The organism is Anaerocolumna aminovalerica (genome assembly GCF_900115365.1).
In the GTDB taxonomy this organism is placed as follows: Bacteria; Bacillota; Clostridia; order Lachnospirales; family Lachnospiraceae; genus Anaerocolumna; species Anaerocolumna aminovalerica.
Genome location: NZ_FOWD01000017.1, coordinates 1 through 13,861, shown reverse-complemented (window position 1 = coordinate 13,861; position 13,861 = coordinate 1). Strand labels below are relative to the sequence as shown.

At 36.4% G+C, this 13,861-nt stretch carries 11 protein-coding genes and 1 riboswitch; of the genes, 4 read left to right on the top strand and 7 right to left on the bottom strand.

The annotated features are described in order from the left end of the window. Positions 1-61: 61 nt before the first annotated feature. Positions 62-145, bottom strand: a riboswitch (cyclic di-GMP riboswitch). A 330-nt stretch (positions 146-475) separates the two neighbouring features. Together BM183_RS10770 and BM183_RS10765 are read right to left on the bottom strand one after the other, a co-directional pair. Beyond that, complete coding sequence (locus BM183_RS10770) at positions 476-2,941, bottom strand: DsrE/DsrF/DrsH-like family protein (RefSeq protein WP_091686866.1); 2,466 nt, start codon at positions 2,939-2,941, stop codon at positions 476-478. 326 nt (positions 2,942-3,267) lie between these two features. Beyond that, complete coding sequence (locus BM183_RS10765; RefSeq protein WP_091686864.1) at positions 3,268-4,506, bottom strand: [Fe-Fe] hydrogenase large subunit C-terminal domain-containing protein; 1,239 nt, start codon at positions 4,504-4,506, stop codon at positions 3,268-3,270. 426 nt (positions 4,507-4,932) lie between these two features. Here BM183_RS10765 and BM183_RS10760 point away from each other — a divergent pair, with 426 nt between their 5' ends. Then, on the top strand, positions 4,933-5,124 hold the full coding sequence (locus BM183_RS10760; RefSeq protein WP_091686862.1) for a ferredoxin: 192 nt from the start codon (positions 4,933-4,935) through the stop codon (positions 5,122-5,124). Positions 5,125-5,679: 555 nt separating this feature from the next. On the opposite strand, the gene sufU is transcribed toward BM183_RS10760, so the two are convergent. Genes sufU through sufC form a run of 5 tightly spaced genes read right to left on the bottom strand, consistent with a single transcriptional unit; the run spans position 5,680 to position 10,769 of the window. Next, positions 5,680-6,111 carry a Fe-S cluster assembly sulfur transfer protein SufU gene (gene sufU, locus BM183_RS10755; protein ID WP_091686860.1) on the bottom strand — a complete coding sequence of 144 codons (432 nt, stop codon included), beginning with the start codon at positions 6,109-6,111 and terminating at the stop codon, positions 5,680-5,682. Continuing rightward, complete coding sequence (locus BM183_RS10750) at positions 6,101-7,333, bottom strand: cysteine desulfurase (protein WP_139221513.1); 1,233 nt, start codon at positions 7,331-7,333, stop codon at positions 6,101-6,103. The genes sufU and BM183_RS10750 overlap by 11 nt, the downstream gene beginning before the upstream one ends. Further along, entirely contained in the window at positions 7,314-8,558 is a 1,245-nt protein-coding gene (gene sufD / locus BM183_RS10745; RefSeq protein WP_091686856.1) for a Fe-S cluster assembly protein SufD, read from the bottom strand. The genes BM183_RS10750 and sufD overlap by 20 nt, the downstream gene beginning before the upstream one ends. A 16-nt stretch (positions 8,559-8,574) precedes the next feature. Beyond that, on the bottom strand, positions 8,575-10,002 hold the full coding sequence (gene sufB, locus BM183_RS10740) for a Fe-S cluster assembly protein SufB (protein ID WP_091686855.1): 1,428 nt from the start codon (positions 10,000-10,002) through the stop codon (positions 8,575-8,577). An 11-nt stretch (positions 10,003-10,013) separates the two neighbouring features. After that, a complete protein-coding gene (sufC, locus tag BM183_RS10735; RefSeq protein WP_091686853.1) occupies positions 10,014-10,769 on the bottom strand; it encodes a Fe-S cluster assembly ATPase SufC in 756 nt (251 codons plus the stop codon). Between the two features lie 290 nt (positions 10,770-11,059). Here sufC and BM183_RS10730 point away from each other — a divergent pair, with 290 nt between their 5' ends. From BM183_RS10730 to BM183_RS10720, 3 genes are all read left to right on the top strand, one after another. After that, on the top strand, positions 11,060-11,584 hold the full coding sequence (locus tag BM183_RS10730) for a peptidylprolyl isomerase (protein WP_091686851.1): 525 nt from the start codon (positions 11,060-11,062) through the stop codon (positions 11,582-11,584). Between the two features lie 134 nt (positions 11,585-11,718). Then, positions 11,719-13,509, top strand: a complete 1,791-nt coding sequence (locus tag BM183_RS10725) for an aminopeptidase P family protein (protein ID WP_091686849.1) — start codon at positions 11,719-11,721, stop codon at positions 13,507-13,509. Between the two features lie 121 nt (positions 13,510-13,630). Next, a partial coding sequence (locus tag BM183_RS10720) for a transposase zinc-binding domain-containing protein (RefSeq protein ID WP_170847962.1) occupies positions 13,631-13,861 on the top strand: 231 nt, incomplete at its 3' end.

Here is a 13,861-nt window from a genome sequence, read left to right as displayed (position 1 = left end):
AATGCAAAGGAAAGAGATATTTATTTTACAAAACGTAAAATAAATGTCCCTTAATAAAGTAACATAAAATCGCCGGTTGCACTACTTGCTATCTATACCCCAAGTGCCCAAATACAGGATATATCATAACGCATCAATTTTATTGAATTATATTCAATTTTGTAATAGATGTTTACTGTTTACCATTCTATACCATAATAATGTATTTATCAAGCTATTTTAATTATGCTAAACTTTTATTCATACCTATTCTAATATGGCTACTTCCAAAAACTTTTATTCTTAAGCATAAATTCAGCACAACTGAATTTTTTACAACTTCACCTTTATAATGAGAGTTCTTCATTTAAAATTCAGTATAGCTGAATTCACGCTTAAAAATGACTGCCTTCATGGTTTATTTTATAATTCCTTCTAATTCTTTCATCTTATGCTTTGTACAAATGATTTCATCTGTTTCAAACCTATCCAACAATCAGGATATGAATAAGGACATATCCGATTCTTCTGCATTAGCAAGCATTGCTGCCGCGCCGCCAGGTTTTACACCGTCTATTAATTCTTCCATTTTAATTCCCATTACATCCATACTCATGGTACAGGCAATCAATTCGATTCCGTTGTCCATTGCAGCTTGAATCAAGCTCTCCAAACTCTCCACATTTTTATTTTTCATTACATTTCGAATCATTTTTGGGCCCATACCTGCCATATTCATCTTTGATAAAGATAATTTTTTACTTCCTCTAGGCATCATAAATCCAAACATTTTGCTCATAAAATCTTTTTTTACAGAAACTTTTGTTGGTTTTCTTAAAATATTCAATCCCCAGAAAGTAAAGAACATGCTTACTTTTCGTCCCATAGCTGCAGCTGCATTGGCTATTACAAAAGAGGCAATTGCTTTATCTAAATCTCCTGAAAACACAATAATATTTTTGTTATTTCCTTCTGAAGGGGGAGTACTGCAATCTCCTCCTGATTTGGTATTTACACATCCTTTTTTGACAGAAGCTTTAGTTATTCCCTTTTCAGATGCAATACCCAGGAAGGTATTCCCAGTTCTTCTGCACCAAGCCTCAACATCTGCTGCAAATGCCTGATCCGTAGTAGTTATTTCTATTACGTCATCATTCTCTGCCTTTTTTATTGCCTCTGATAACTTCATAATCGGCCCGGGGCATTGAAGGCCACAAGCATTAATCTCAAGTTTATTTACCGGTTTATCAGATACAGAGGCAGCTTCCAGTTTATCCGGTACCATTCTTTCTTCGTCACGTACAATCATTGGTTTATTATAGTAAATAGTGTTATATAAACGATATCCGCCTGATAAATTGTAGCATTCATATCCGTTCTGTTCTAATATACGGCAGGCAAGATATCCCCGAAGGCCAATCTGACAGGTTACGTACACCGGTTTTGACTTATCTAATATGTGCAGTTTCTCACGTAAGTCATCTAAGGGGATATTCATAAATCCATCTATAGAACCATTTTCATACTCCATATTAGTACGAACATCCAGTAAACTAACGCTGCCGTCTCTTGGCAAGTCTTTTACCTCATTCCAGTGGAAGTTTTTTACCTTTCCGGTCATTATATTCTCTGCCACAAAACCTGCCATGTTAACCGGATCTTTTGCTGATGAGAATGGTGGTGCATATGCCAGCTCTAATTCTGTCAAATCATATATGGTCATTCCTGCTCTTATAGCAGTTGCAATAACATCCAGTCTCTTATCTGTTCCTTCATAGCCAACTATCTGAGCACCTAAAATCTTGCCACTGTCTTTATCAAAGATAAGTTTAATTGACATATTTACTGCACCGGGATAATAGGAGGCATGTGAAGCAGAATAAGTAAAGGATTTTTCATAATTTAAATTCAATTCCTTTGCTCTTGCCTCGGTTATTCCTGTATTGGCTATTGTTAAATCAAAACATTTCAGAATTCCTGTTCCCTGAGTTCCCTTATAAGTGCTTGAAATTCCAACTATATTCTCTGCTGCAATTCTTCCTTGTTTATTGGCGGGTCCTGCCAAAGGAATATATCCATCATCACCTGTAACAAAATCTTTAATCTGGATTGCATCACCAACTGCATAAATATCCCTATTAGAGGTCTGCATATTGGCATTCACTATAATTGCACCCTTAGGACTTACTTCCAGACCTGCATCTTTGGCTAATGTACTTTCCGGTCTGACACCAACAGACATAATTACCATATCGGTTATGATTTCACCATTCCCAAGGATTACTTTTAACTGTTCTCCCTGGTCTCTGATCTCCTTCACACCATCTTTTAGAATTAGATTCACACCTTTACTACGGATATGATTATGAACTTCACAGGCCATATCATAGTCAATGGGTGCTATTACATGATCTGCAAATTCTACTATGGTAACTTTAAGGCCGGCGGCATGAAGATTATCTGCCATCTCAACTCCAATATAACCGCCGCCTACTATCACTGCGCTTTTTACATGTCTTTTATCTGCATAATCCTTAATTCTATAGGTATCCGGTATATTACGAAGGGTAAATACTTTTTCATTATCCCCGCCTTTTATATTCGGTTTTGCAGGTGCTGCACCGGGGGATAGTAATAGCTTATCATAAGTTTCTTCATAAGTTTCATTGGTTTTAAGGTTCTTAACCCTAACCAGTTTTTTATTTACATCAATGGATATTACTTCCTGTAACACTCTAACATCCACATTAAATCTGCCATGAAAACTTTCCGGTGTTTGTAATGTCAATGCTTCTTTTTCCGTAATTTCTCCACCTATATAATAAGGTAATCCACAGTTTGCAAAGGAGATGTATTCTCCTTTCTCGAACATAATTATTTCTGCTTTTTCGTCTAATCTCCTAAGACGTGCAGCGGCAGAAGCTCCTCCAGCAACCCCGCCAACAATAATTACTTTGCTCATATTAACCCTCTCTTTCTTATAAAAAATCAACCGGTCAGAAATAAAATGTCTGCTTATTTCAATTAATTATATTGGTTTTTAATATATGTTTATAATATCACATAATCAACATGGTAACTGTGACAAAGTCACAGTTACCATGAAAGAGTTGGTATTAAAAGAGTCTTTATTGGAAGCAAAGGTTATCCCAGTTTGTCACCTTTTTCGACCTTTTGTTGAGGAGATATAAAATAACTCCATTTTTGAAATAAACACCAAGTACAAGTGCCTCTGAATAAAATCTGCAATCTGTCTTGGAGGAAAGTTTACAACTCCCAAGATATTTGTTAAAAATACCGGGTAAATATATCACTTTTTTCCAGCAGACTTTCCACGGTATCTAATCCCAATCTATGGAGGAGTTCGATAACGTAAGGATTATCTATTGGTGTAGGATAACTGGCATCTTCTCCATATTGAATTACATTTTCACGTCCAAGGTTACGGTCAATCATTACTTTTGGTCCGCCAACACACCCCCCTACACATCCCATGCCTTCATAGAAGTTAGCCTGAATCTCACCCTTTTGTATTTGTGCAATCATTTCACGGCAGGCCGGTACCCCGTCTGCCTGTCTGGTACGTACCGTAATTTTACGATCAGGGTTCAGGCGCTTCACTGTACTGGATACTGCTTCACTGACTCCTCCCGTTCTGGCATAGATTCTTCCGGCTCTGGAGGAATGATCTTTTTCACTTTCTTCCATCTTGGCCGGATCAATATTGGCAAATTCAAATATATCCTGCACTTCCTGGAAAGTAAGTACGAAATCCACTGCATCTGCTATGTCTTTTTCCTTTGCTTCCGCTTTTTTCGCAATACAAGGTCCAATAAACATGGTAAGTGCATCCGGGTGCAGTGTCTTTATGGTACGCCCTGCTGCCACCATTGGTGAAACAGCGCCCGGTACATGAGGCATTAATTCATGATAAATTTTACGAATCATACCAATCCAGATGGGGCAGCAACAACTGGTTAATTGATAATCTGCTTCAGTAAGAATATTTTTATCAAATTCCAAGGCTTCTTTCAGGGTTAATATATCTGCAAATAAAGCAACTTCAATCATACCGTCAAATCCAAGTTTCTTAAAAGCTGTACGTAACTTCCCCGGTGTAACATCATTACTGAATTGTCCTAAAAATGCAGGTGCAATCAAAGCATATACCGGGCCTTTCGCCTTGCGCATGGCATCTAAGGCAGGTAATATGTCACGGCTTGCCGTTAATTTCTTGGAATCACAGTTGTCAATACAGGCATAACAGCCTACACATTTTTCTTTATCTATACGAATAACCCCGTCTTCATCCTTTGTAATCGCGTCAAATATACAGCTTTCTGAGCATTTGGCAGGCCCATCGATCGGACATTCACAATTACCTATATGAATTACAGATCCATATTTTTCAGGATATAATAAGCAATCTAAATGATGGGGATCATATTCCGTTGATAATTGGGGTGATCCATTGGTTTCCAGGGATTCTTTTACTAATTTACGATATAATTCTTCAAATGCAGCCATATAATACCTCCTTATAAGCTTTTGTACTGCTATAACTTTATTTAATTTGTCATTATCTTCATCTTTTGTTACATTATTCTATTTTATCACAGGTTTCGAATAATGAATAGAAATTATTTATAATATAGCCTTACCATGAGAATCTGACACTACTATTTTTATCTTATTTATTATGCTGATTATAATAAAAAATATGTACTTTAAACTAATCCCGATTATAAAGATCCAAATCAGAGCAGAAAAGGAAAGTCTTGCTTACAGGTTTTGATATGTTAGGTCTTATGAAGAATTAGTACTATTCCCATATTAATATTTCAATGCCACAAATACTTTTATTATTGAAAATTATAGTACCATCTGATAAAATGTTGATATCTGGTAACCATATTTTAACCAGTATACTTACATAGAATGGAGGAATTATATATGAAAGCTTTTATAGATCAAGATGGCTGTATTGGATGCGGTCTTTGTGCAGACACCTGCCCATCAGTATTCCAAATGGGTGATGCAGGAGTTGCAGAAGTATATGTGGATGAGGTTCCGGAAGGTGATGTATCCGCAGCAGAGGAAGCCAGAGACAGCTGCCCTGTATCTGTAATCTCTTTGGAAGATTAATTTATCTGGTGTTGCTATAGGGAGTGTGCCCATAGTATTATTTTAAGGCTGTCTTAATAAGGCAGCCTTATTATATTACAGGCCGCTGGTGAGACCGCCTAATGGGGGTAATATTATCGGCATTGAACATATGTTCTTTGTTGTGATATAATAGAATTTAGGAAAAGTAGGTTCTATTATGCCATCTTAATAAGTATTTGAATCTAATATATCTGCATTAAGTAGTATCTAACTTTCTTTGTTGAATCATTTAAGGAAAAATATATATGCATTGGAGGTGTATGATGAAAGTTCTGTGTATTTCTGCATCAAATATTATGAATAAAGGTTTCCCAGTAGCAAATGTTGTAAATAATATTGATGATATTTTTCCTTAACAAGAGTATGATTGGGACAAAATAAAAGATATCATTGTAAAATACATTTCTAAAGTAATTAATTGAAATATCCAATAAAATCTTTTCAAATTTATCCTTATATTTGTAGAGCAGAGGGCTCTTAAAAAGACTTTAATAAATACATATTGTTTTTAATAAAAAAATAGGTGCCTTGCACCTATTTTTCTTTACCAACAACATCCTCTAAGGTATGCCAGCCCAGTACCGCACATTTTACCCTGGCAGGCATATGACCAATATCTTTTAATACAATGGCGTCTTCTAATATTTCTAATTGTTTTTCATCCGTAATTTCCCGTTTGATCATTCCAAAGAAAGTCTTAGCTAATTCCAAGGATTCCTCTACAGGTTTACCTTTAATTAAGTCAATCATAATAGAAGCAGAGGCCTGGGAGATGGCACAACCTACACCTGTAAAGGCAGCATCTTCTATAATTCCGTCTTTTTCACGTATTTCTAATTCAATCTCATCACCACAGCTGGGGTTTACCCCTTTACATACGTGGGTTGGATTATTAATATGGTGTTTGTTTCGACTGGATGTGGTGTGCTCCGTTAATACTTCGTTATATATTTGTTCAATCCCCATATCCCAGCCACCTCCTGACTTTATTTAAACTATTGATAAATATGTCTATTTCTTCTTTTGTATTATAAAAGTATAAACTTGCTCTACAGGTTGCTGCCACTTTCATATACTTCATAAGAGGCTGCGCACAATGATGACCTGCACGAATGGCTATTCCATCGGCATCTAAGATGGACGCCACATCATGTGGATGTACATCATCTACATTAAAGGATATCACACCACATCTTTCTTTGGTGATGTCAGTTTCACCGTATATGGTAATATGGGGTATCTCTTTCATTTTCGTTAATGCATAATCAGTTAATTCATCTTCTATTTTCTTAATATTATCATATCCAACTTTTTGAATATAATTGATGGCTGCTTTTAAGCCAACTGCTGCGCCAACGTTAGGTGTTCCTGCTTCGAATTTATTAGGAAGGGGAGCAAAGGTTGCTGTCTGTTCATAAACATATTCAATCATTTCGCCACCGGTTAAGAAAGGGGGCATTTCATTTAACAGATTTTCTTTTCCATAAAGAACTCCAACTCCCATTGGGCCTAACATTTTATGTCCGCAAAATACGATAAAATCAGCATCCAATTCCTGCACATTTACTTGGTAATGAGGAATACTTTGGGCACAGTCTAATACAACAACTGCTCCTACTTCATGAGCTCTCTTAATAATGGATTCAACCGGATGAATGGTTCCTAACACATTGGATACATGTGCTACGGTAACGATTTTGGTGTTTCCTGTAATCTTTTGTTCTATTTCATCTTCTGTTATATGTCCTGTTTCATTTAAATATAGATAGGATAATACTGCACCTTTTTCTTTCGTAATCTGCTGCCAAGGTAGTATATTACTATGATGCTCAGAGATTGAGGCAACTACTTGATCTCCCTCTTTTAGTACCATTCTGCCATAAGTATTTGCTATGAGGTTTAATGATTCTGTTGCATTTCTTGTAAATATAATTTCTTTGGAACTTTTAGCCCCTATAAAATCAGCAACAGTTTGGCGAGCTCCTTCATAAGCATTCGTTGATTCTACGCTTAATCCGTATAAACCTCGATAAGGATTAGCATTCTGTTCCTGATAATATTTGCTTATAGCTTCGATTACAGCTACCGGCTTTTGTGTGGTTGCTGCATTATCAAAGTAAACTAAATCTTTATCATTTATTTTGGTATTTAATATTGGAAAATCACTTCTATATGGATTCAATGTTATTCAACCTCTCTTTCACATATTCAGATATTTGGTCTTGTAAGTTAGTAAAAGGAATTTGCTCCATTGCAGGACGAAAGGCTGCTTCAATCATTAGTTTTTTGGCAGATAATTCATCCAGGCCTCTTGACATCATATAAAATAATTTATTTTCATCAATCTTACCGCTGTTAGCTCCATGTTTTCCTTCTACATTCTCTTCCTCACAAAGGATTAGAGGTGCTGTCAAGTTTCTTATTTGGGGGCTAAATAACAGGTTATATTCCTCTTCTTGGCCTATAGAACCAGCTGCTCCCTTTTTAAAATCAATGGTTCCTCGAAATGTTTTACTGCTTTGGTCTAATAATGCACCATTTACATGAATCTGGCTGTTAGAGTTCTTGCCATAGTGATTCATTACATAATTCATATCAATGGATCTATTTTTATCTCCAAAATATATTGTTTCTATATTAATCTTACTGTTACTTCCCTTCAAATCAGCTTTACAACCGTTGTAAGCTTTACTACCGCCTAACTCTGTATGAACCAGGTTAATGACTCCCCCGTTTTCGATAACTGCTCCTATATCATTTAAATGAAGTGCATCTTCACTTAATAATTGTATTTGTAGTAAATTAATGATTGCATTTTTCTCTGCAAAAAGATAAGTTAAACCACTGTGAAAAGCGGGAATGCCTTTTTTTGATTTGTAATGCATCACTACTGTTACTTCACTGTCTTCTTCCGCATATATGGTATTCAAGTCAACTACTGTTTTGTTTTCTTCATCTAAATCATATTCTAAGAATATAGGTTCTTTGTATTTTTTACCGGAAGGTATTCTTATAAATAATCCAGTATTATTATTGTTTTTAATATAATTAGCTGTATTTTCTCCCATACCCGTTGGAATGGATGATACTTTTTCTTTTGTACTTTCTAAGTATTTACTTTTCATATTATTACTCACATCTGTGTAATATATACTGTTATTCATGTCTTTGTAATTTACATTGCTATTCTTGTCTGTATCAGTAGCAACATTGTCTAATTCTACTTTATATCCTGATCCATTATTTATGGCAAATAAAATATCTTTCTCATTATTTATATCCTTTGTAATCAAAGGATCTTTTTTATAAGGAAGAATTTCCGGTATTTCTTCCTCTATGGTTCTATCATTTATACCAAGCCAGCTCCAGGTTCGAACCGGCAACGCATTCACTTGCTCTATATTTAAATTCATGGTTCTCTCCTTTCTCTTAACCAATGGTGCCTTCCATCTCAAGTCGAATTAAGTTATTCATTTCAACCGCATATTCCAATGGAAGTTCTTTTGCAATAGGCTCTGCAAATCCGCTTACAATCATAGCTCTGGCATCAGCTTCACTAATTCCACGGCTCATTAAATAGAATATGGTATCATCACTGATTCTTCCGATTTTTGCTTCATGGCCTACATCTACTTCATCATTACGAATATCCATAACCGGTATGGTATCGGAACGAGAATTGTCGTCTAACATCAATGATTCGCAGGATACTGCCGATTTAGAGCCAACCGCATTGGATGCTATACGGATTGCACTGCGGAAGGTACTGGCACCACCATCTTTAGAGATGGATTTGGAATTCATAATGGAAGATGTATTTGGTGCCCCATGAACTACTTTTACTCCCGTATCCAGGTTCTGCCCCTTACCTGCAAAGGTAATACCCGTGTATTCCATCTTAGAATTTTCTCCTTTTAGAATACTCATTGGGTAAAGGTAAGAGATATGAGAACCGAAGGAACCGGATACCCATTCAATCTTTCCCTCTTTTTCTACCACCGCTCTCTTGGTATTTAGATTAAACATATTCTTGGACCAGTTCTCAATGGTGGAATAGCGAAGTCTTGCTCCTTCTTCCACGTATAGTTCCACACAGCCTGCATGTAAATTGGCTACATTATATTTTGGTGCAGAACATCCTTCAATAAAATGCAAATCCGCACCTTTATCCACTATGATTAAAGTATGTTCAAACTGGCCTGCACCGGGAGCATTCAGTCTAAAGTAAGATTGCAGCGGGATCTCAACTTTAACCCCTGGGGGTACATATACGAAAGACCCACCGGACCAAACCGCTCCATGTAACGCTGCAAATTTATGATCATTTGGGGGAACCAATTTCATAAAGTGAGAACGAACCATATCTTCATGCTCCCTTAGAGCACTTTCCATGTCCGTATAAATAACTCCCTGACTTTTAACTTCTTCCCTTACATTATGATAAACTACTTCGGAGTCGTATTGGGCACCAACCCCGGCAAGTGACATTCGTTCTGCCTGAGGAATACCCAGTCTCTCAAACGTATTCTTTATATCAGAAGGTACCTCTTCCCACTTAGCCTGCATGGCTGTATTTGGACGAACATAAGTTACAATATCATTCATATTCAGTTCATCTAAGTTTGGTCCCCATTTCGGCAGTTGTATACTGTTATATAAATTTAATGCATTCTGCCTGAATTCCCGCATCCATTCCGGGTCATTTTTTTCACGTGATATTTCATCAACAATTTCAGGGGTAAGTCCTTTGTGGCTTTGATAAGAAGCATTTACTTTATCCTTCACATCATATATACTTCGATCTACATCTTCTACAAAGGTCTTTTTACTAGTTGTATTCTTTTCTAAATTATCCATAGGTAACCTCCTTACGCACTTAAATCCGAGGTTATAAAATCTTTATATCCGTTTTCATTGATTTTTTTGATTAAGGAACGATCACCGGATTTTACGATCTTACCCTCCACCAGAATATGAACATAGTCAACAGATAAATATTCCAGTATCTTTGTATTATGGGTGATGATCAATAGGGAATTGCTGTCATTCTTAAATGCTTCTACCCCTTTAGAAACCAGCCGAACAGCATCCACATCCAGTCCGGAATCGGTTTCGTCAAGAATTGCCAGTTTAGGCTGTAACATAAGCATCTGTAAAATCTCTGATTTCTTCTTTTCCCCCCCTGAGAATCCTACATTCAAATACCTGTTTGCATAATCCTTATCCATGTCCAAAGCTTCCATTACACCATAAAGTTCTTTACGAAATGTCATAAAGCGGGCTTGTTCTCCGGTTACCGTATTCTTTGAAGTTCTTGTAAAATTCTCAAGAGTAACCCCGGATAGCTCTTCCGGATTCTGAAAAGATAAAAAGATTCCTTTCTTAGCTCTGGCATCAGTTTTGTAATCCGTAATGTCTTCACCTTCAAATATGAGATTTCCCTTGTCCACCCCATATCCTGGATGTCCCATTATGGTATATCCTAACGTGGATTTACCGGCACCATTGGGTCCCATTATAACGTGAACTTCTCCTTCTTTAATGGTAAGATTTAAATCCTTTAATATTACTTTATCTTCTACACGAACTTGCAGATTGTTAATATCCAATAAATTACCAGACATATCAACACCTCAAACTTTCTTTATTTTTTATTCTGTATTTTATTAATTCAATATATCTGTTATTAAGTCGGAATATAGATATTTTACTTATATTATATCCCACTAATTCATTTCCTACTAATTCAATTCCTATTATATTACTCGGATATACAAAATGCAAGGGTTAATTTTCATTTATTAGCAATATGTACATTTAATTAAGAAAGTTACAAAATTAATTTATTAGACACATTTGAGAATATATGTTATAATTGTCCAACAGACATTTCATAAAGAAAGGATACAAAAAAATGGCAACGACAAATCCTATTGTAACAATTGAAATGGAGAATGGAAGTATTATTAAAATGGAATTATACCCTGACATTGCTCCAAACACAGTAAAGAACTTTATTTCTTTGGTACAAAAAAATTTCTATGACGGTCTTATCTTCCATAGAGTGATTCGCGGCTTTATGGTTCAGGGAGGAGACCCGGAAGGAAGCGGAATGGGCGGCCCTGGATATAGTATAAAAGGTGAATTTTCCTACAATCATTTCGAAAATAATCTAAAACATACTGCTGGTGTGATTTCCATGGCCAGATCACAGATGCCTAATTCAGCAGGTTCTCAATTCTTTATTATGCACAAGGATGCACCACACCTAGATGGTTCCTACGCTGCATTTGGTAAAGTTACTGAAGGTATGGAAGTGGTAAATCAGATTGCAGATGTTAAAACAGATTATTCCGATCGTCCATTAGAACCGCAGGTAATGAAGAAAGTTACTGTTGAATTATTTGGAGAGGTTTACGACGAGCCAGAAAAGATGTAATAGAAATTAACAGACTGATTGTTATATAACTTATGCATTTTAAGGTTTCATAAATAAAAGGATTTTTGCGACATATGCGCCACAAAATGCCATATGCCGCATTTTTTAACAGCAACAACGAAAGGAGACCAATTATGATAAATGAAAGAGTGCATCATTTAAGAGCTTTAATGGCAGAAAATCACATAGATGCCTATATCATACCTACAGCAGATTTTCATGAATCCGAATATGTAGGAGATTATTTTAAAGCCAGAAAATATATGTCAGGTTTTACAGGGTCTGCCGGTACTTTAGTGGTGACATTGAAGGAAGCAGGCTTATGGACTGACGGAAGATATTTTATACAGGCTGCAAGACAGCTTGAGAGCAGCGGTATCACTTTATACAAAATGGGTGAAGAAGGAGTTCCATCCATTGAGGAGTTTCTGACAGACAAAATGCCTGAAAATGGTGTCCTGGGATTTGACGGCAGGGTTATTAATACCAGATTTGGTATTAAATTAAAAGAGAAATTAGTGCATAAAAATGTTACCGTCGCTTACCAGAAGGATTTGGTGGATTCCATCTGGACCGACAGGCCAAGTCTGCCTAAAGAACCGGCTTTCTTACTGGATGTTAAATATGCCGGCAAATCTTCTAAAGAAAAGCTTTCTGAATTAAGAAAAGAAATGGATAAGCAAGGTGCAACGGTGCATATTATCACTTCTTTGGATGATATTGCATGGCTTTTTAATATCAGAGGAAATGACATTGAATACAATCCTGTTGTGTTATCCTATGCCATTGTTACTTTAGATAAGGCTTACTTATTTGTTGATAGAGATAAGTTGACTTCTGAAATTCAGATGCAATTCACTGCTGACAATGTGGAAGTAAAAGATTATAACGACATTTATGAATTTGTTAAAACATTTACAGTAAAAGAAACTATTTTACTGGATACCAATAAAGTAAATTATGCCATCTATCATAGCCTGAATGCTGATATTAAGGTTATTGATACTAAAAATCCTACCATTCTTATGAAAGCTGTTAAGAATCCGGTTGAAATCGAGAACTTAAAAAAAGCCCATATTAAAGATGGAGTTGCCTTCACTAAATTCTTGTATTGGTTAAAAACTAATATCGGCAAAACAGAAATTAATGAAATCAGTGCCAGCGATTACCTGGAAGCCCGCCGCAAAGAGCAGGAAGGCTTTATTGAATTAAGTTTTGATACTATCTGTGCTTATAAGGCAAACGCAGCCATGATGCACTACTCTGCCAATGAGGACAGCAATGCCCTATTAAAAACGGAAGGCTTATTATTAGTGGATTCCGGCGGACAATATTATGAAGGAACTACCGATATTACAAGAACCATGGCTCTTGGTGAAGTGCCACAGGAACAGAAAGTTCATTTTACTGCCGTGTTAAGGAGTATGCTAAATCTGTCCAACGCCAGATTCTTACATGGTTGTATTGGTCAAAACCTTGATATTCTGGCAAGAGGCCCAATCTGGGATATGGACTTGGATTATAAATGCGGTACCGGCCACGGCGTAGGCTATCTGTTAAATGTTCATGAATCTCCAAATGGTTTCCGTTGGAAGAAAGTACCGGAACGTGATGACGGATGTGTCTTAGAAGAAGGCATGGTCACTACCAACGAACCAGGTGTATATATCGAAGGAAGCCACGGTATCCGTATAGAAAATGAGCTGGTTTGTTTAAAAGGTGAGAAGAATGAATACGGTCAATTCATGTATTTTGAACCTATTACTTTTGCGCCAATTGACTTAGATGCTATTGATATAGACTATTTATCTCCTATTGATAAGAAGAGATTAAATGAATACCATAAGAAAGTGTATGAAAAATTGTCACCATATCTGACTGGTGAGGAGCAGGCTTGGTTGAAGGAATATACACGTGAGATTTAATATTTAAGCAATTTTGAGTTTAGATAAAAAAGTGTCTTCGGCACATCAGCTCCCCTAGCCCCTCATTCATGAGGGGAATCTGGGGGTTTCTTTTTTTGTCATTCTGTTTCATAATAGTCATATGAATATATTACAGAAGATTTTCAATGACAATTATGAAATAATTAAATATTCTCTTCATCCTCGCCATGTTGTTATGGAAAACATTGAAAAGATGATTAACTGCGGCGATCCTTCCTTTGGCGGTGCCATGTACGGCTGTTCCCATTGTGGTGAACTTAAATTCGTTCCGTTTCGCTGTCACTCCAAGTTTTGCCCTACCTGTGGCAACAAGTACTCCAACGACCGCTCT

Coding starts and splice junctions, on each gene's coding strand:
- BM183_RS10770 (WP_091686866.1), bottom strand. CDS start 2,941: ATGAGCAAAGTAATTATTGTTGGCGGGGTTGCTGGAGGAGCTTCTGCC.
- BM183_RS10765 (WP_091686864.1), bottom strand. CDS start 4,506: ATGGCTGCATTTGAAGAATTATATCGTAAATTAGTAAAAGAATCCCTG.
- BM183_RS10760 (WP_091686862.1), top strand. CDS start 4,933: ATGAAAGCTTTTATAGATCAAGATGGCTGTATTGGATGCGGTCTTTGT.
- sufU (WP_091686860.1), bottom strand. CDS start 6,111: ATGGGGATTGAACAAATATATAACGAAGTATTAACGGAGCACACCACA.
- sufD (WP_091686856.1), bottom strand. CDS start 8,558: ATGAATTTAAATATAGAGCAAGTGAATGCGTTGCCGGTTCGAACCTGG.
- sufB (WP_091686855.1), bottom strand. CDS start 10,002: ATGGATAATTTAGAAAAGAATACAACTAGTAAAAAGACCTTTGTAGAA.
- sufC (WP_091686853.1), bottom strand. CDS start 10,769: ATGTCTGGTAATTTATTGGATATTAACAATCTGCAAGTTCGTGTAGAA.
- BM183_RS10730 (WP_091686851.1), top strand. CDS start 11,060: ATGGCAACGACAAATCCTATTGTAACAATTGAAATGGAGAATGGAAGT.
- BM183_RS10725 (WP_091686849.1), top strand. CDS start 11,719: ATGATAAATGAAAGAGTGCATCATTTAAGAGCTTTAATGGCAGAAAAT.